Source organism: Aquimarina sp. AD1 (assembly GCF_003443695.1).
GTDB classification, from domain to species: Bacteria; Bacteroidota; Bacteroidia; order Flavobacteriales; family Flavobacteriaceae; genus Aquimarina; species Aquimarina latercula.
Map to the genome: position 1 here is coordinate 3,138,787 of NZ_CP031966.1, position 19,695 is coordinate 3,158,481.

The 19,695-nt window shown below is 34.0% G+C and carries 14 protein-coding genes; 6 read left to right on the top strand and 8 right to left on the bottom strand.

The features are described from left to right. Positions 1 to 90: 90 nt before the first annotated feature. The 5 genes from D1815_RS13695 (at position 91) to D1815_RS13715 (ending at position 4,950) form a co-directional block, all read left to right on the top strand. Entirely contained in the window at positions 91 to 1,215 is a 1,125-nt protein-coding gene (locus D1815_RS13695; RefSeq protein WP_118387630.1) for a Zn-dependent alcohol dehydrogenase, read from the top strand. A gap of 23 nt (positions 1,216 to 1,238) precedes the next feature. After that, entirely contained in the window at positions 1,239 to 2,051 is an 813-nt protein-coding gene (locus D1815_RS13700; protein WP_118387632.1) for an alpha/beta hydrolase family protein, read from the top strand. Positions 2,052 to 2,142: 91 nt separating this feature from the next. Further along, positions 2,143 to 3,300: a cytochrome P450 gene (locus tag D1815_RS13705; protein WP_118387634.1), complete on the top strand. Its 1,158-nt coding sequence runs from the start codon at positions 2,143 to 2,145 to the stop codon at positions 3,298 to 3,300. Between the two features lie 37 nt (positions 3,301 to 3,337). Beyond that, positions 3,338 to 3,646, top strand: coding sequence for a 2Fe-2S iron-sulfur cluster-binding protein (locus D1815_RS13710; RefSeq protein WP_118387636.1), 309 nt, complete (start codon positions 3,338 to 3,340; stop codon positions 3,644 to 3,646). A gap of 44 nt (positions 3,647 to 3,690) precedes the next feature. Then, positions 3,691 to 4,950 (top strand): NAD(P)/FAD-dependent oxidoreductase, encoded by a 1,260-nt coding sequence (locus tag D1815_RS13715; RefSeq protein WP_118387638.1) that lies wholly within the window; start codon positions 3,691 to 3,693, stop codon positions 4,948 to 4,950. A 23-nt stretch (positions 4,951 to 4,973) separates the two neighbouring features. Here the strand turns inward: D1815_RS13715 and D1815_RS13720 are convergent, their stop codons facing one another. Next, on the bottom strand, positions 4,974 to 5,864 hold the full coding sequence (locus D1815_RS13720) for an AraC family transcriptional regulator (protein ID WP_118387640.1): 891 nt from the start codon (positions 5,862 to 5,864) through the stop codon (positions 4,974 to 4,976). A 166-nt stretch (positions 5,865 to 6,030) separates the two neighbouring features. Here D1815_RS13720 and D1815_RS13725 point away from each other — a divergent pair, with 166 nt between their 5' ends. Continuing rightward, the gene (locus D1815_RS13725) at positions 6,031 to 8,328 is read left to right on the top strand and encodes an FdhF/YdeP family oxidoreductase (RefSeq protein WP_118387642.1); all 2,298 of its coding nucleotides are present in this window, start codon (positions 6,031 to 6,033) and stop codon (positions 8,326 to 8,328) included. A 39-nt stretch (positions 8,329 to 8,367) separates the two neighbouring features. Here D1815_RS13725 and D1815_RS13730 read toward each other — a convergent pair whose 3' ends face one another. The 7 genes from D1815_RS13730 to galK form a co-directional block, all read right to left on the bottom strand. Next, positions 8,368 to 9,732: a DUF2231 domain-containing protein gene (locus D1815_RS13730; protein ID WP_118387644.1), complete on the bottom strand. Its 1,365-nt coding sequence runs from the start codon at positions 9,730 to 9,732 to the stop codon at positions 8,368 to 8,370. A 75-nt stretch (positions 9,733 to 9,807) separates the two neighbouring features. After that, the gene (locus tag D1815_RS13735) at positions 9,808 to 10,920 is read right to left on the bottom strand and encodes a 6-bladed beta-propeller (RefSeq protein WP_199726710.1); all 1,113 of its coding nucleotides are present in this window, start codon (positions 10,918 to 10,920) and stop codon (positions 9,808 to 9,810) included. Between the two features lie 11 nt (positions 10,921 to 10,931). Continuing rightward, entirely contained in the window at positions 10,932 to 12,437 is a 1,506-nt protein-coding gene (locus tag D1815_RS13740) for a DUF1501 domain-containing protein (RefSeq protein ID WP_118387646.1), read from the bottom strand. Between the two features lie 7 nt (positions 12,438 to 12,444). Further along, entirely contained in the window at positions 12,445 to 15,675 is a 3,231-nt protein-coding gene (locus D1815_RS13745; RefSeq protein WP_118387648.1) for a DUF1553 domain-containing protein, read from the bottom strand. A 723-nt stretch (positions 15,676 to 16,398) separates the two neighbouring features. Next, complete coding sequence (locus D1815_RS13750) at positions 16,399 to 17,427, bottom strand: LacI family DNA-binding transcriptional regulator (protein WP_233557474.1); 1,029 nt, start codon at positions 17,425 to 17,427, stop codon at positions 16,399 to 16,401. A 31-nt stretch (positions 17,428 to 17,458) separates the two neighbouring features. Further along, positions 17,459 to 18,490: a UDP-glucose--hexose-1-phosphate uridylyltransferase gene (locus D1815_RS13755; RefSeq protein ID WP_118387649.1), complete on the bottom strand. Its 1,032-nt coding sequence runs from the start codon at positions 18,488 to 18,490 to the stop codon at positions 17,459 to 17,461. 20 nt (positions 18,491 to 18,510) lie between these two features. Then, positions 18,511 to 19,659: a galactokinase gene (gene galK / locus D1815_RS13760; protein WP_118387651.1), complete on the bottom strand. Its 1,149-nt coding sequence runs from the start codon at positions 19,657 to 19,659 to the stop codon at positions 18,511 to 18,513. Positions 19,660 to 19,695 lie beyond the last annotated feature (36 nt).

Consider the following 19,695-nt stretch of genomic DNA (forward strand, 5'->3'; position numbering starts at 1 on the left):
GAGAATATATAATACAATCAATTGCTAAAACAGTTTAATAATTAGCATTTACGAAACGCTAATTTGCAGCTAACAATTATACTTTTAGAAATGTTAACAAAAGCAGCGATTACTAATGGAAATGGAAATTTCTCTATTGAAGATATAAGAATACATAAACCAGAAGGTGATGAAGTTGTCGTAAAAATAATGGCAGCAGGGTTGTGTCATACTGATTATGATTCGCTACACTGGGGAAGAGCGGTTATATTAGGTCATGAAGGTGCTGGAATTGTAACCGATATTGGACCTAACGTAAAATTTGTTTTGCCAGGAGATCATGTAATCCTCAACTGGGCCATTCCTTGTGGAACTTGCTTTCAATGTCAAGAACAAAATCAACACATTTGTGAAAACAACTCTCCCGTAGTTGCGGGAGACGCATTACCAGATGGAGAAGTTTCAGAAGGACATGCACGATTAGAGAGTACTACTTTTAATAATAAAGGCATCGAACGCTCTTTTAATATTGGCACCTTATCCACACATACTGTTGTGAGAGAACAAGCAGTGGTAAAGTATAAAACCGAAATTCCTTTCAGTTCTGCATCTATTGTTAGTTGTGGAGTAATGACTGGATATGGTTCTGCTGTAAATACCGCAAAAGTAACTCCTGGATCCACCGTAGCTGTCATTGGAACTGGTGGCGTAGGTCTTAATGTAATTCAGGGAGCTAAAATATCGGGTGCAGCTAAAATTGTAGCGATAGACATTAATGAAGCAAGATTAGAAATGGCAAAGCAATTTGGTGCTACTCATTTTGTATTAGCAAAAAAATCTGATAAAGGGTTAAAAAAAGCTACTATAAAAGTTAAAGAGATTGTGGGCAAAAGAGGTGCCGATTTTGCATTTGAATGCACCGCTATACCAGAATTAGGTGCTGCACCTCTAGGAATGATTCGTAATGCTGGAACTGCTGTTCAGGTAAGTGGTATCGAACAAGAAGTAACGATCGATATGCAATTATTTGAATGGGATAAGATATACATCAATCCGTTATATGGTAAATGTCGACCTCATATAGACTTTCCTAAAATTTTGGAACTTTATGCCAAGGGCGATTTATTGCTAGATGAAATGGTTACTTCAACCTATAAATTCGAAGAATTACAACAAGCTTTTGATGATATGCTAGCCGGAAAAAATGCGAAAGGTGTCATTGTTTTTGAATCCTAAAAAGCATTAAAATAAAAATTGATATGCCATCAAAATTTAGAACAACAGAAATATCAGATCCTCGCTTTGAAGCCAATCACCTAAGGCACATTACAATAAAAAGTGGTTATCTTAAACAAAGAGGAAATATCACCGTATATATTCCTTCTGGTAAAAATCTGAAAGATTTACCGATAACCATCTTACTTCATGGTGTTTATGGAAGCCATTGGATTTGGTCACAGAAAACTGGTATTCATTTAAAAATGGAATCCTGGATTCAAAACGGTGAAATTGAACCCATGATTATCGCTATGCCATCAGATGGATTATGGGGAGATGGAAGTGGATATCTACCTCATGCTCATGCTGATTATGAGAAATGGATTACCGAGGATGTTATAAACGCTGTTATCGAATTGATCCCACAAGCTAGTGCCGACTCCAAAATATGTATTGCTGGACTATCCATGGGTGGATTTGGTGCTTTACGATTAGGAATCAAAAACCATCAAAAATTTGAGGCCATATCTGGATTGTCCTCTATAACGATACTAGAAGAAATGAAACTTTTTGTAGAAGAATCTTTGAATTCCTATTCGCAAGAAGAGAAAGAAAATGAATCCATTTATCAAACTATCTTAAAATACAAAAAACACCTTCCTAAACTAAGATTTGATTGTGGTGTAGATGACAACCTAATTGAAGGTAATCGAAAATTACATCATCAATTAAAAGAATTAAAAATAGCGCACACTTATCAGGAACATCGCGGAAAACATGAATGGAGTTATTGGGAAAATCATATAAAAGACACCATACTTTTTTTCAACAATGTCCTTCAAACCGCTGAATAGAATGTGTTAAAATAGTTTAACTATTTATCAAAATAAGTTAATCACCTCCAAACATATCTTACTTACTTTGTTTCACTAAATAATTCATCTTATGAAGAATAGTAAATTTTCTGATCCTTTTGACAAAGCTCGACAAGAAAAAGGATATGGCGAAATGAATGATCAGGATGATCCTGTTACTATGGTATTACGCCTTAAAGATGTTAGAAAATGTGCTCATAATTGGAAAACATATCAGTCTGGAGCTGTTCCAGGACGAATTGTAATTCCATCAGAAGTTAATATCCGAGATACACGTCAAATTCCATTTGAAGTAGACCCTCCAATGCACAAAACCTATAGAGATCTTATTGAAGATTGGTTTAAAAGACCTCTACTTCCAGAGTATCAAGCTGAATTGGCTAACATCATTGAAGATATAGTTGATGAAGCAGTTACTAAGGATGGTTCTGTAGAAGTTGTAGAAGAATTTGCTTTATGCTTACAATCAAGAGCCTTAACACTATTGCTTAATATTCCACATGAAGAATCTAAAACTTGGATCTCTTGGGGAACACATGTATTTAGAAGTGAAGACAGTGCTTTAGACGGCAGTAAAGCTAATATACTATATGATTACATAGATGCGCAAATTGAAAAGGCAATAAGAAATCCGGGTAACGACCTATACTCTATTTTATTAAACTCAGAGATCGACAATAGAAAACTCACAAAAGAAGAAGTAAAGGGAGTTATGATTTTAACCTTTGCCGGAGGAAGAGATACAGTAATTAATTCCATCTCAAATACGATTGCTTATTTTGCCGAACATAAAGAGTCGTTACAATTACTGAAAGATAATCCTGAAATCATTAGCAAAACTGTAGAAGAGTTGATACGATATTTTGCACCATTAACACAAATGGGAAGGGTAGCAACTCAAGATGCGGCAGTTTGTGAACACGCTATAAAAAAATATACTCGTATTTCATTATGTTGGGCATCTGCCAATAGAGATGAAACGGTATTTGAAAATCCAAATGAAGTAGTATTAGACAGAAAAATCAATCCTCATGTAAGTTTTGGTTTTAGTCATCACAAATGCTTAGGAGCCACACATGCTCGTCAAATAATGAAAATACTCTTACAAGCCTTAACCAAAAAAGTAACCTCCATAGAAATTGTTGATGCTCAAGAAAATATCGAGGAGCTTGGAGAATTTAAAAGAAAGGTAGGTTTTAATAGCTTAAGTGTGAAGTTTAACAAATAACTCTCTTTTCAAAAAAAAATAATTAAAAAATATAAGTATGCCTAAAATAACTTTTATCACTAGTGAAAACAAAACCATTTCGGTAGAAGGTACCTTAGGATCTGTAATGCAGCTAGCTGTAGATAATGGTATCAAAGGTATTGATGGAGATTGCGGTGGCGTATGTTCATGCGCTACCTGTCATGTTTTTGTTCATCCAGATCATTTCGAAAAAACAGGTGCTCCCAGAGAAATAGAAAAAGATATGCTAGAACTAGACGACAATGTAACCGAATATAGCCGATTGTGTTGTCAATTAGAAATTAGCGATAGTTTGGATGGATTGATAGTCACCGTAGCTCAATAAATTTATAACAACCAGTCCTACCTTTAATCACCTCAATTATTACTATGCTAAACGAAAATACAAAAGCTCCAATATGTTTGGTTATCGGCGCAAGTCATGCGGGAATTAATTTTGCATTTTCTCTTAGAAAACAAGGGTGGACTGGTGCTATAATTATATTTGACCAAGATCCAGAGACTCCTTATCATCGACCTCCATTGTCGAAATCCTATTTAACCTCAGCAGAAGAGGCAAATAATAATTTATTAAAGTCATTGGAGAGCTATGAAAAAGAAAATATTACGCTATATCTCAATATTTCCGTAAAGAAAATTGATCGTATTCATAAAACTATTATTACAGAAGATGGGGCAATACATCAATATGACAAGCTTGTAATTGCTACAGGTGCACGACCGCTAATACCCCCTATTAAAGGTTTAGAACAAGCAACCGAAGTACATACTCTTAGAACGGCTAATAATGCTACTACGATTCGCAGGAAAGTAAAAGAGGATGCAAACAAAAGAGTACTCATTGTTGGTGGAGGATATATCGGATTAGAGATTGCTGCCTCCTTAAGAAAACTTGGAACTTCTGTTACTCTTTTAGAACGCGAATCCAGAATATTAGCGAGAGTAACATCACCTGAAATGAGTCAATTTTTTTATGATGTACATACACTAAATGGAGTTCAAATTCATACCAACAAAAATGTTTCTTCAATTACATCTAAAGGCGATACAAACATCATCAACTGTAATGACAACAATTCATATGAAGCCGAATTAATTATATTAGGTACTGGAGTTATTGTAAATACTGAGCTAGCAAAAGATGCAGGAATAGAAATTGAAAAGGGTATAAAAGTAAATCAAGCTTGCCAAACAAACGATAAAGATATTTATGCCGTTGGAGATTGTGCATTTCATCACAACCCTCATTATAATCGTTTTATACGTCTAGAATCTGTACAAAATGCCGTAGATCAAGCAAAAATTGCAGCGGCTTCGATCTGCGGAAAAGAAGTAGTTTATAATTCAATTCCATGGTTTTGGTCGGATCAATATGACATTAAACTACAAATGGTAGGCTTACGTGTTGATTGCAATGAAGCTATTATTAGAAATGAAGAGGAAACCACTTATAAGTTTTCCATTTGGTACTTTCTTAATGATGAATTATTGGCTGTAGATGCTATCAATAATGCGAAAGCATATGTGTTAGGCACTAAATTCATTAAAAACCACTTAAAAATCAATAAAACCAATCTTCGGGATTCTTCTTTAAAGCTAAACCTTGCTAATCTAATCTTGAAAAAATAAAGAATCGTTTTAAAAAACCACTATTAATCTTTAGCAGATTTTCTTAAGATATAAGGTGAAATCTTTTCTATTTTTTTAAACTGTCTATTAAAATAGGGAACAGAATTATATCCACACTCAAAAGCAATTTCTTTGATTGGCATGTCTGTATTGATCAATAATTTTTTAGAAAAATCTATTCGTATTTTATTTAAGTAATTGGTGAAGGTAAAGTTGGTTTCACTTTTAAAATATCTACAAAAAGCAGATACCGTCATATTTACCATTTCAGCACACTTTTCTAAAGAGACATCCTGCTTATAATGTTCCATTATAAATTCGTGCACTTTCAAAATCCGATTTGATTTAAAATAGAAACTATTTTTCAAATAATTTTCTGATGCTAACACCTGATATCCTGAAAGATTAATGAGGTCCAGTATTTTAATTAGTTTTAGTAATTGATCTAAAGGAGAAAACTTAGGAATTTCTTGAAGCAATTCAGCAATCTCCATTCGATGTTTCCCTATAATTTTAATACCTCTTTCCGATGCCTGAAGCACTTTACGAACCCCCTTCAACTCAGGCACATCCACAAAATGAAATCCAAAAATATCTTTTCGAAATTGAACGTAAATAGACTCGCAACACTTTTCAGAACTCTCCTCCAAAAATCTCGCATCTGGAATCCATGCATGAGGTAAATATCCCCCAAGCAAAACCAAATCTCCTACTTCAAAATCTTCGCCATGATCCGCTACTAATCGTTTACCTTGCCCATTAACAATCAATAATAATTCAAATTCCGGATGATAGTGCCAATTACCACTAAAATAAGGTTGCTTGTACACTCCTGTATGAAAAGAAGCGTGCTGAGAAGTTTCTATTTTTTCTAATGAAACTTCTATTTTAGGATGTTCTGAAACTGGTTTCAATACGACAATAAAAATTAACTTATTGCAAAAATAGTATAATTACTATTCTCAACGACCTCTTATCTTCGTGAAATAGATATACTGGAACTATTTATTTTTACAAATAGATTATTTATTATCCTGATAATTGTATCTTCCATTTCATTAATTTCTTCATTTCACAAAAATGGCTAATTCCAAAAGAAATATTTCTATCACTGGATCTACTGAATTTTCTGATTTAATAGTAAAAAAACCTTCTGCATATGCCGCTGGAACCAAAGCTGTAAAAGTAGCCTTACAGCATGCTTTTAAAGAAATGGGTCTTGTGAAATCATTAAAAGGACTTGCTCAGATGAATCAAAAAGAGGGTTTCGATTGTCCTGGTTGTGCATGGCCAGATCCTGATAAACCTTCTAAAGTTGCAGAATATTGTGAAAACGGTGCAAAAGCATTAGCAGAAGAAGCAACCAATAAAAAAGTAGATGCTGCTTTTTTTAAAAAATATTCCGTAGAAGAAATTTCACAATGGACCGATTATCAAATCGGGAAAAGTGGACGGATTACAGAACCCATGGTTTTATATCCAGATAGTATACATTATCAACCGATTAGTTGGAAGAAAGCTTACGCACTTGTTGCTGAACACTTACATCAACTTAAAGATCCTGATGAAGTCATCTTTTATACCTCTGGAAGATCCAGTAACGAAGCTGCTTTTTTATATGGACTTTTTATACGTGCTTTTGGCACTAATAATATGCCGGATTGCTCCAACATGTGTCATGAATCTAGTGGCGTAGCACTTAGTGAAACTTTAGGTATTGGTAAAGGTTCCGTTACACTAGATGATTTCGAAAAAGCAGAAGTTGTTTTAGTTATTGGACAAAATCCTGGAACTAATCATCCTAGAATGCTGTCGGCATTGCAAAAATGCAAAGAACAAGGTGGAAAAGTAATCAGTATCAATCCACTTGAAGAAGCAGGGCTTATTCGATTTAAAAATCCTCAGGAAGTAAAAGGTCTTATTGCGGGAGGAGAAGCACTAACCGATATTCATTTGCAAGTAAAGATCAATCAGGATGTAGCATTATTAAAAGCTATTCTTATCAAACTTGCTGTATTAGATCAACAAACAAAAAAAGTGTTTGATCATAAGTTTATCCAAACTTACACGCAAGGATATGAGTCATTTTTGGAACATCTGCAAAATTTTGACGAACAAGAAATGATCAAACAATCAGGAGTATTATCTTCTTTAATCGACCAAGTCGTGGAACTACTAGCTCATAAAAATAAGATTATTATTTGTTGGGCTATGGGACTTACACAGCATAAAAATGGTGTAGAAAACATTAAAGAATGCGTCAATCTATTATTACTAAAAGGAAGTTTGGGCAAGCCTGGTGCAGGAACATGTCCCGTTAGAGGACATAGTAATGTACAAGGGGATCGATCTGTAGGAATTGTACATCATGCATCCCCAGCATTTAATAGTGCTGTAGAAAATGTATTTGGTTTTACACCACCTACTAAAGCAGGACTTGATACTGTACATTCTATAAAAGCAATGCATGAAGGAAAAGCAAAAGTATTTTTTGCGCTAGGTGGTAATTTTGTGTCTGCTGTTTCAGACACAAAATATGCTGCAGATGCTTTACAAAAATGTGAATTAACTGTACAAGTAAGCACCAAACTAAACCGGTCGCATACTACTGCTGGGAAAACAGCATTAATACTGCCAACTCTAGGAAGATCTGAATTTGACCTAAAAGATGGGAAAACACGATTTTTTACCGTAGAAAATAGTATGGGAAAGGTACATAGATCAAAAGGAATGCTATCTCCTGCTTCAGATAATCTTAAAAGCGAACCCGAAATCATCGGCGGCATTGCAGATGCTTATTTTAAAGGAAATCATCCCGTAGATTGGCTACCATTAAGCGAAGATTATACATCCATAAGAGCAAAACTACAAGAAGTTATTGCTGGTTTTAAAGGAATAGAAGAAAAATCTAAAGGATCAGGCTTTTATCTTCCTAATAATGTTCGTGAATTAGATTTTAGCAAATTACCTAATGGAAAAGCTCAATTTAGTAATTGTTCTGTACCAGATCATCAGTTACAAGAAGATGAATTTTTAATGATGACTATTCGCTCTCACGACCAATTTAATACCACAATTTACGGCATGAATGATCGCTATCGAGGTATTTTTAATGAAAGAAGAGTTGTTTTAATGAATCCTAAGGACATTGAGAAGTTTCATCTAGTTCCTTTAGAAATTGTTGATCTTACTAGCAACTATGACAATGTTCCTAGGAAAGCAGAAAACTTTAAGATAATCTCCTATAATATCCCACAAGGAAATATTGCTACGTATTTTCCAGAGACTAATATCCTAGTTCCCTATAACCATTACGCTGATAAAAGTAATACTCCCATTAGTAAGTCTGTAGTGATTAAAATATTGAAGAAAGAATAATGTAAAAATATAGGATCTATTTTAAGTGAATTTAATTTTTCACAAAACTACTTTCTTATTTATGCTATCTTCTTTTTTAACAGAAGTGTTCCATAGGTATATTTTTACTAGTTTTTTGAACTTAGAAATGTGTTCAATACTTTTATTCGTTATTAAAGAATTACTATGTAAGTTTATGCTTTCTAATTGCTCTAAACTAGTTAGATATTGAATACCTATATCAGAGATGTTATTTTGTTGCAAAGCAAGCTTTTGTAAACCTCTAAAACTACCAATTACTTTAAGGTCTGTATCTGAAATTCCTTGGGAAGGTAGTGATAGCCAAACAATATTATCTTTGATCTTTGAAAGTTCTTCCAGAATTTCATTTACCACCTCTGCATCTAATTCTTTCGTATTTTTAGGTAATATAGAAACATCATACCTATTTGTTTCTGATACAATTTCCCTTATGTTCACACCTTTTTGTAGTAAGCTTACTATAATTTCCTTTGATACTGGTGAAGCTACACTCATCATTGCCCCGGCAGAATGATCATCTCCGAATTGAAGTTGTTCTATTAATAATTTTTTAATTTCTTCTGGAGTATCTACCGTTCCTATTGTTGCTGTAAAATCCGCTTGACCATTATCTATCCAATACTCAATTATTTTTATCTCTTCTTTAGTTAAAGGAGTTTTTCCTTCAGGTGGCATGAATTCTTTGTCATCTGTATCTAAATGAACTCTTTTAATCAGCTCTGATTGATCGCTACTACCAGCAACTAAGGCAACACCATTTTTTCCTCCTTTTAGAATTGAAACCTGATCCGCTAACGAAAGTCCTCCCTTTTTCTTAGAATTATTATGACAACTCAAACACTTGTTATCCAAAATAGGATGAACGACATGAGCAAATAGTTGTGCCTCTTCAATAGAATTTATTTTAGGCACCTCCTTCTTTTCTTTTTCACTAAAAGGTAAATATGTTGTTAAATAATCCGATCCATGGGTTAGATTACCTCCATAGTGCCCGGTAATACTTAATAACAAAACAATAAAAGTAAGAGTAGCAATATTTAACCTAACAGATTCTTTTACAATGTTTTTAGCTCGTTTCGTTTTCAATATCCAAGCTAAAACAGCTATAACTGTAGTCGCTATACCAAACCAAAAATGTTTATCCAAAGCTTCACCGTCATAATCGCCGCTTAATGACAACATATATCCTAATACACAAGCTATAATAGCACTCACTGCTCCTAGAAATAAGGCTAATGGTACAGCTTCTTTCAATAGCTCTTTTTTCTGATATTTTGCTACTATTTCTAGTATAAATGCAAAAAATAGAAACCCAATTGGTAAGTGTACTACTAGTGGATGAAATCTTCCCAAAAACAAAACAAAATCAGATACTTCGTTCATGAATATTCTTATATATTTTTGTTATAATAGCTCCCAAACCCAACTTCATCGTTTGAGAATATTATTTTACTTTTCTTAAACTCTTTCTAATTTTAATGGAGGTGTTCCATTTGCATTCCATTGACAGATATATAGGTTTTTATCCTCATCAATGCACACATCATGACCGTGCAAAATTGGCTTATGCTCAAGCTGATATGATTTCTGTAATTCTCCTTTTATGTATGAAGGTGTTGTACCCCCAGGATTCGATACTACTTTATCTCCTTCTAAAATGGTCAAAAAACCCGTATGATCTTTCCAAGTAGTTCGTCCAACTTTTGGTTGTGACCAACAAACACCTGCATATAAATTCTGATCATCGAAAACAGGTCTACAGACTTGCATATTTGGCAAATGCAACGTTTTCACATATTCCCCTTCTAATGTAAACCATTTAAAAGATTCTTCATTTCTAGATGTACATACCACTAATGGGTTTGATGTATCGCGATAATCGATAGCCACTCCATGCGCATTATCTAATCTATAATTAGGATCCTCATTTTGTTTCCCACCCCAATGTCTTATATACTTCCCATTGGCATCATATTGGATGATATAATCCATTCCATATCCATCTGCTACATAAATATCTCCATTAGGTGCTATTGCAGTTTCGGTAGGACAAAAATGATCTCCAGGTTTATAAATTCCAATAGTTTGAGGATGTCCAATATCAAAAATTACTTTCCCATCGGTTGTAGTTTTTGTCACTCTCCCATTATGATGTATCCATTTCCCATTTTTATCCAGAAACCATCCGGAATCCGTAAGAAATAATACATCTTCTCCTCCTTCATCAAACAAAGTAAGACCGTGTCCTCCTGGATATGACGTACCCCAATAATCCAAAAGCTTCCCTGATTTATCAAAAATCAAAATATTATTATCTGTATGATCTCCCATCATTATTAATCTGCCTTTGCTATCTATTTGCATTTCATGACAGTTAAGAATTGGATTCCTTACCGCACTAACATCTGCCCAATCTCTAACAATTTTGTATTGATAATCTCCATGACCTATAATATCGCCCATTTTTGAAGTGCTCTTTTTATTTATATGAAAAGCAGGAGCAGTTATTGCACCAGCGCTTAATAAGGCCGTATTCTTAATAAATTTTCGTCTTGAATTTTCTTTATCCATAAAAGGAAAAATTAACTTAGTATATCTTTTACTATATGTCCATGCACATCCGTTAATCTGAATCTTCTTCCTTGGTATTTATAGGTTAATCGTTCATGATCAATCCCGAAAAGATGAAGTAATGTAGCCTGGAAATCGTGTGTATGCACTGGATCTTTAATCACATTATAACTGAAATCATCAGTCTCACCGAAGGTGATTCCAGGTTTTACACCTGCTCCTGCCATAAACATGGTAAATGCTTTAGGGTGATGATCACGACCATAATCTGTAGCAGTAAGCTTTCCTTGTGAGTATACTGTGCGTCCAAATTCTCCACCCCAAATCAACAAAGTATCTTCAAACAGACCTCGTTGTTTCAGGTCTTTGATCAAGGCAGCATTTGCTTGATCCGTTTTTCGGGTATTTCCTAAAACCCCTTTAGGGCAACCGATATGCTGATCCCAACCTTGATGATATAACTGTACAAATTTGACTCCTTTTTCTAGCAATTTCCTTCCTAAAAGACAATTTGCAGCATACGTACCTGGATCGCGACTATCTTTTCCATACATATCGAAAATATACTCCGGTTCATCACTCATATCAGTCACTTCAGGTATCGATGTTTGCATACGGAAAGCCATCTCGTATTGAGACATTCTAGCATTAATTTCTGGATCTCCATAAAAACTATGTTGTACTTCGTTCAATTTTCCTAAATAATCCAACATATTCCTTCTATTATGGCCATCATAATTTTCAGGATCTGTGAGATACAATACGGGATCTTTACCGCTTCTAAATTGTACTCCTTGATGTTCTGTAGGCAGAAAACCATTTCCCCAAAGTCGAGCATATAACGGTTGTCCTCCTCCGTTTTTTGAAACTAAGGTGATAAATGTGGGTAAGTTTTCATTATCAGAACCTAAACCATAACTAATCCACGAACCTATAGAAGGTCTTCCTGGCTGTTGACTACCTGTTTGAAAAAAGGTAATTGCAGGATCATGATTAATCGCATCGGTTTGCATGGATTTTATAAAGCAGATATCATCCACTACTTCTGACAAATATGGCATGGCGCTACTCACCCAAGCTCTGGACTCGCCATATTGTTTAAAATCTATAATAGATGGGGCAATGGGTAAAGAGGTTTGATCAGCACTCATACCCGTAAGGCGTTGTCCTTTTCTTACTGAATCTGGTAATTCTTGACCAAATAAATCTTTTAGTTTTGGTTTATAATCAAAAAGTTCAATTTGTGAAGGACCACCACTCTGAAACAAATAGATAGCTCTCTTTGCTTTTGGAACATGATGCGGCAATCCTAAATCATTTCTGTTAAACATTCCTAAATCTGGCTGAACGTTATTTTTAACAGTGCTCCAAGCCTTATCGGTATTTAGAAGAGAACCTAAAGCCAAAGCACCAAAACCTAAAGATGTTTTGGTTAGAAAAGCTCTTCTATCCATCATTTTTTCTACTTGCTGTAGATCTTTATTATCAGATCGTAAGGTATCGTGGTGATTGCACATAATCGTCTTATCTTTTAGTTATGGTGGCATCAGAATTCATAATAGTACTTGCTACTACAGCATTTGCCGCGATCATCGATAGGTTATCATCTCGATCAAAAGCAAAATCTCCTGATGCCAACCAGCCTTTCGCTTTTAAAATATCACTGTTAAACCTATCATATTCTTCCTGTTGAAGAGTAACTAATAACTGTAACTCCTTTTGAGATATCTGTCTTCCTGTTAATCGGATATAGATATCTTTAATACCTTCTTCAATTGAATCAAAAGCCGTCATATTTTTACCCATTACTTTGGAAGCTTCAATGTATGTAGGATCATTTAGCAATACCAAAGCTTGCAAAGGAGTATTAGTTTCTTGTCTGCGAGTCATACATATTTCTCTGGTCGAAGCATCGAATGTTGCAATGGTAGGATTGGGAGCGGTTCTTTTCCAGATAGTGTATAAACTTCTTCTGTATAACTTATCTCCAGCATCTCTTTTGTAAGGTAAGTGTGTCATTTTCCAAAGTCCTTTTGGTTGGTATGGTTTTACACTTTCGCCTCCTATTTTTGCATTCAACAATCCACTTGCTACTAATGCATTGTCACGAAGCATTTCCCCAGACAACCGTTTAGATGGTCCTCGAGCCAATAATGAATTATCAGGGTCCATCTCTCTTAATTCCTCAGAAACATTAGAATCTTGCTGATAGGTTTGAGACATCACAATCTGTTTATTTAGTGCTTTTAGGTCCCATCCAGACTCTATAAAACTAGTAGCTAGCCAATCCAGTAACTCAGGATGTGTTGGTAGGCTTCCTTGATTACCAAAATCTTCAGAGGTTTCTACAATTCCTTTTCCGAAAAAATTCTGCCAATATCTATTTACAGCAACTCTAGCAGTTAATGGATGTTTGGAGTCTGTTAGCCACTTAGCTAAGCCTAATCTATTTTTCGGTAAATCTTCTGACATTGCTGGTAAACTATTTGGAGTATTCGAAAAGACTTCTTCTCCATGAGCATCGTATTGTCCTCTTTCTAATAGATAGGTTTTTCTGATTCCTGGAGAATCTTTCATCACCATGATCTCTTTAATATTATCTGCGTTATCTGCCTGCATGGTTCGAACTTCTTGAAGCGACGAAATTGCTTCTCGCGTTGGAATGGATTTTGCGGACAAATAGTAGTCGGTAAGCAGTTTTTTATCTGTATCTGAGAGTTCTTTGGATGTTTTTGAAATTAAAGGCTTTAAAAGCTTAGTATCAGAAAGTTTTAAAACTTCCAAAGGAGTTAACTCTTTGGTAAATACTTTTAAGTCATCTACGATTGCTCCTGCAATCCCTTTACCGCGCCATCTGGCTCCGATTTGTAAACCAGGTTCTATGGGTTCAGGATAGATATAATCCTCTAAATCATGGAATATAATATCTTTATATAAGTTGTCTATTTCTATATTAGTTTGCATATGCTCTCCATTCATATACAACTTTAATCCGCTAGCTTTACTAGATCCATCATAAGTAATTGTTAATTGAATCCACTGATCCCTTGGTACTTCTTTAATCGTTTTTTCTACGATAGCGTTATCTGGCCACACATGTGCTAATAACAACTCAAAAGTATTATCTTTTGTAATCGACAGATGATAACCACGGTAGCTATGCAATCTTGTTCCTTGTGCTTTATGAAAAATTACTCCTTCTTTGAGGTCCTTTGGAATAAAAACTCGTATCCCAATACTGAAATTCTCACTTCTCTGAAACACTCCCACTTTATCTAAATCTAACCACGCATCACCATCAAACTGAAGTCCTTTTCCTTTATATCCTTTTTTCAGAACAATTTTTTGATTTCCAACAAACTGAGTTTTCATTTCTGTTTTATCTCGATAATTTAAATTGTTACGTAAAGGAGAATTCTCAAAATCATAATATGCCACCAGATGTTTCGAATCTGTAAATGAATCTCCTTGATACTTTTCATTAGCAATCCACTGATCTGCTTCTTCCTTTTCGCTGTATACAACTTCTTTTATTTTATTTTGAGAGTTTTTTACAAGATCATTGATGTATGCCATCATTTGTTCTTCTTCTTGGGTAGGAAGTAACATGGTAGGAACTGGCATTGACCAATCCCACGGGATTTGACCAGATTCATTTACCTGATTAAAAAAACTGAATAATTCAAAGTAGTTTTTTTGGGAAATCGGATCATATTTATGATCATGGCATTTAGCACAAGTAACGGTTAATCCCATGATCCCTTGTCCAACCACATTGGTTCTATCCGAAACATACTCTATTCTAAATTCTTCATCTATAATACCACCTTCTAAATTCTGTGGATGCAGCCTGTTAAAACCAGTGGCTAAAATTTGGTCTTTTGTAGGGTTTTCTAATAAATCACCTGCTAACTGCCACGTAATAAATTGATCATAAGGTATATTTTCATTAAACGAATTAATAACCCAATCTCTCCAAGGGCTCATATCCCGATAACGATCTACAAAATATCCGTGTGTATCTGCATATCTTGCCAAATCTAACCAATCGATTGCCATCTTTTCTCCATAATGTTCTGAAGCCAAAAGTCTATCAACTTGTTTTTCGTAGGCATTGGGACTTGAATCATTCAAAAAATCAAACAATTCCTCTTTGGTTGGTGGTAGACCAGTAAGATCCAAAGAGACTCTTCGTAATAACAACTCTTTACTAGCTTTTTTTGATAGATTTAAATTGTTCTCCGATAGTTTTTTGATGACAAAATGATCTATCGGATTTTTTTCTGAGGTTTTATTTTCTATCTCAGGTTTGCTTGGAGTGATAAAAGCCCAATGATCCTTATATTCTGCTCCTTCTTCTATCCACCTAATCAAAATTGCTTTTTCTTCAGGAGAGAGTTTCAAATAAGATTCTGGAGTAGGCATGACCAGTGTAGGGTCTTCAGATAAAATTCTATGAAAAACTTCTGATTTTTTTAAGTTCCCAGGATCTATAGCAAACTTGCTAGGTGATTCTGGTAATTCGAGAAAAGCAGCTTCCTCGGAATGCAATTGCAAACCAGCAGAGATCTTTGCTTTATCCGGACCATGACATGCAAAACATTTGTCTGACAAAATTGGCTTTACATGGGTGTTATAATCTATAGTCTTAGGAAGTCTCTCATATGCATCCGCTACTTTCTCTGGCAATGAGGGCTTACAACCGGTATAGATATTCAAAAGAACCAATATTATTAAAAAATAACCTTTTTTCATTTTTTATTAATTATTCCACAACATTATTGAATCAAAACTACTATATTATCAATTTTAAATTGAATACATCAACTGAACAAAAACTATACAATCACTGTTTTAAAACTAAACCGGCATGTAGAAATCAGTGAAAATCTCATCAATTTGTAAGAAAAATTAAATAAAATAAGACGTCTATATAATCTAGTTTTTGATGAAAGCCTTTTACCGAGAAGTATTGAAAAACAAAACGAAAGGCCTTTATTTCCAAGAAGAAATTGTGACTAATTATTTATTAGCGATTCTACACATTTTCTTTTTGTATAGTTTTTGTTCAGTCTATTTTTTTTAACAGGTTAGAGAACTTTGTAATTTTCAATTTTTAATAGATAACACAACCTCAACTTTTATGATTTGTATTTCTAATTATGGAAAATCGTCTTGTGCAGATATAAAAGCTTTGAATAGTGCTAATTATAGATAAAATGAAAAAAGCTTATTCTTTAATAGAACTAAAAGCTTTAAAACAAGTTGTTCTATTGGAAATTTAGACACTAATTTATGAACTCTAAAGTTAAAAGCCCTATTATTTTATTCATATTGAGATATAGTGAGACAAGTTCGTTTAAGCATCTTGTAAAATAAAAAAACAATAATCTTATAAGTACGGTCCTCAACATGGAGATATAAGCAAAACAGTTTATTGGCTGGTCAATAGCCATAGAAATGGAATAGATTGATGTGCTACTTAAATTTTGTAGAACTTCTTTCTATTAGATAAGTTTCCAGTACTGTAGTTTCAAAGGTAATGGCTTCCTTCTGGTTGTCTTCTAACCTACTAATTATATTACTAGCAGCTACTTTTCCAAGTTCTACCGCTCTTTGATCTATAGTTGTCAATGGAGGATTACTATTACCCGCAAGAATTCCATCAGTAAAACCAATAACAGAAACATCTTCGGGAACTCTAAGACCCGCTCCAATTAACAAATTCATTGTGTAAATTCCAGAAAGTTCATCAGCTGCAACGATACCGTCCACTTTATTTTCATTAAGAAACTCTGAGAAGTTATCTGTGAATTTTTGGTAATTTTCAATAATCAAAACCTTAGGTTTTCCTTTTCTTTTTAATATGTCTTTTAATGCTTTTTCATATCCATTAACCCTATCTAATCCAACACTTGTGTGATGAATTGGAGTAACAAAAACAATATTTTTGCACCCAGATTTGATTAATTTTTCGGTAGCGATATAAGAAGATTGAAAATCGTTAATAACAACTTTATCGCAGTAGACTTTATCTGTTACTCTATCAAACATTGATATAGGTAATCCTTTATCAATAACACTTTGTAAATGCTTATAATTTTCTTTTACAAAAGTCTCTTTAGATATCGATATGATAAACCCATCAACACTACCGTTTGCAAGCATTTCTATACTTTTCACTTCCTTTTCAAAAGATTCATCAGAGATACAGGTAATAATATTGTATCCTTTATCCGTTGCTTCTTTTTCAATACCGGATAATACTTTGGCAAAAAAATGTGCCAAAATATTAGGAATGATCACTCCTATTACTCTCGTTTTTCTCTCTTTTAGGTTTTTGGCAGTTATGTTTGGTCTATAATTGTAAAATTCTGCCAGCTTTTTGATTTTATTTTTGGTCTTTATACTAATCTCAGGATTATCAGCTAGTACTTTAGACACAGTGGAAACCGAAAAATTCGACAGCTCTGCAAGTTTTTTTAATGTCATCATTTGATTACTCATATCTCACTTTTTATCGACCACTGAAAGAAAATTATTGAATGGTATAATGCAACGTTGATAAGGATTTTAAAGTTCCTGCTGCTTGCTCTGCCGTAATATCGCGTTGTGGATCTGCAAACATCTCATAACCTACCATAAACTTTTTTACAGTTGCTGATCTTAATAATGGAGGATAAAAAGACATATGAAAGTGCCATTCTTCATGAAGGCCTCCATCTGTTGGTGCTTGATGAATTCCTGCAGAATATGGAAAACTACAATTGAATAGATTATCGTATCTAATCGTTAAATCCTTTATTATTTGTGCAAACGAGGCTATCTCCTCTTCATTTAGCTCTTTAATACTTCGTTTATGTTCTTTTGGTAATATCATAGCTTCATAAGGCCAAATCGCCCAATACGGTACCAGAGAAACGAAGTGATCATTTTCTAAAATTATTCTTTCTCTAGTCTCTAATTCTTGTTTTAAGTAGGCTTTTAGTAAACTTTGATTCTTATCAAGCCAATACTTCTTCATTTGCTCTGTTTTCTTAGAAACTTCTAGCGGGATAGACTCCTGAGCCCATATTTGCCCATGAGGATGCGGATTACTGCACCCCATTATATCCCCTTTATTCTCAAATATTTGAATATGATTAATATATGACACCTCACTTAATTCCTCGTATTCTCTTTTCCATAGCTTAACAACATTCTGAATCTCTTCTACTTTCATTATAGGCAATGTCAAAGAATGATCAGGAGAAAAGCAAACTACTTTACAAATACCTCTTTCAGACACTCCCTTCAGCAACCCTTCAGAAAAAACCTCTTTTGGAGTTTCAGACAACAATGCAGAAAAGTCATTTACAAAACTGTAAGGTCCATCATATTGCGGATTTGTAGCTCCACTTGCTCTGGTATTTCCTGGACACAAATAGCAATTAGGATCGTAAGAAGGTCTCTTGGCTATGGATTGTTTTTCTTCTTTTCCTTGCCATGGCCTTTTGGTACGATGAGGAGATACTAAAACCCATTCTCCTGTTAGTATGTTATATCTTCTATGAGGATTTTCGTTAATCATGTGATATCTTTTTTAACTTGCTATGATACTTTAGACTCTGTAAACTCGATACTTGTTCCTTTGCTTGGCATTACCTGAAAAGCATCTAAATCGATATTAAATCGTTCTTTATATGCTAAACCCACTTCTTCTGTATACGCATTGATGTAATCTTTATGTACTATATTTACCGTACATCCTCCAAAACCTCCACCCATCATTCTGGATCCTATTACATATTCTTTTTCTTTGGAGAAATCCACTAAAAAATCTAATTCATCACAACTAACTTCGTACTTATATCTAATGCCATCATGACATTGATATAAAAGATCTCCAAACTCATTTAGCTCGTTATTTTTTAGAAACTCCGCAGCTGCTAAAACTCTTTTATTTTCTTGGATAATATATTGGCATCTTTGGAAAACAATTTTACTTACTTCGTCTTTTACCTCTTCTAACATATCTAAATTAACGTCTCTAAGAGACGAAACATGTGGATGTATTTTTTTTATAAAAGCGACTCCTTCTTCGCATTGTTGTCTTCTAACGTTATACTCACTAGTAGCTAGGTTATGTTCTACATTCGTATTTAGAATTAGTATTTTATAATCCACCAAATCAATTGGAATTATACTGTGTTCTAGAGATTGACAATCAAGAAATAGAATTTTGTTTGTTTCACTAAAAACAGAAGCGTACTGATCCATTATGCCGCATTTAGTACCAACATATTCATGTTCAGCATCTCTACTTAGTACAGTAATGTCTTTTTTAGAAAGTCCTAACTCGAACAATGAATTTACACCGTAAGCTAGACCACACTCTAGAGCAGCAGACGAACTTAATCCAGAGCCAATTGCCAATTCGCTAGAAAAGAAACAATCAAAACCTCGAATCTTATCTGATCTTTTAGATAGCTGATGTAGTACACCTAAAATATAATTTTCCCAATTTTCTGTGCTAGGTGAAATATTATTTAGATCTACTCTTAAGGATTTATCATAATTTCTACTATAGAAATTACAAGTATCCGCTGTTCCATTTTTTTTAAACTCAAAACGTATTTTTTTATCAATAGCAGTAGGAAGTACAAAACCATTGTTATAATCCGTATGACCACCCATAAAATTTATTCTACCTGGAGAAGATACTATGAGCTCTGGGATAAATGTATTTTCTTTGTTCATTATTAAAACCTTTATTTATAACAAAAATAATAAATG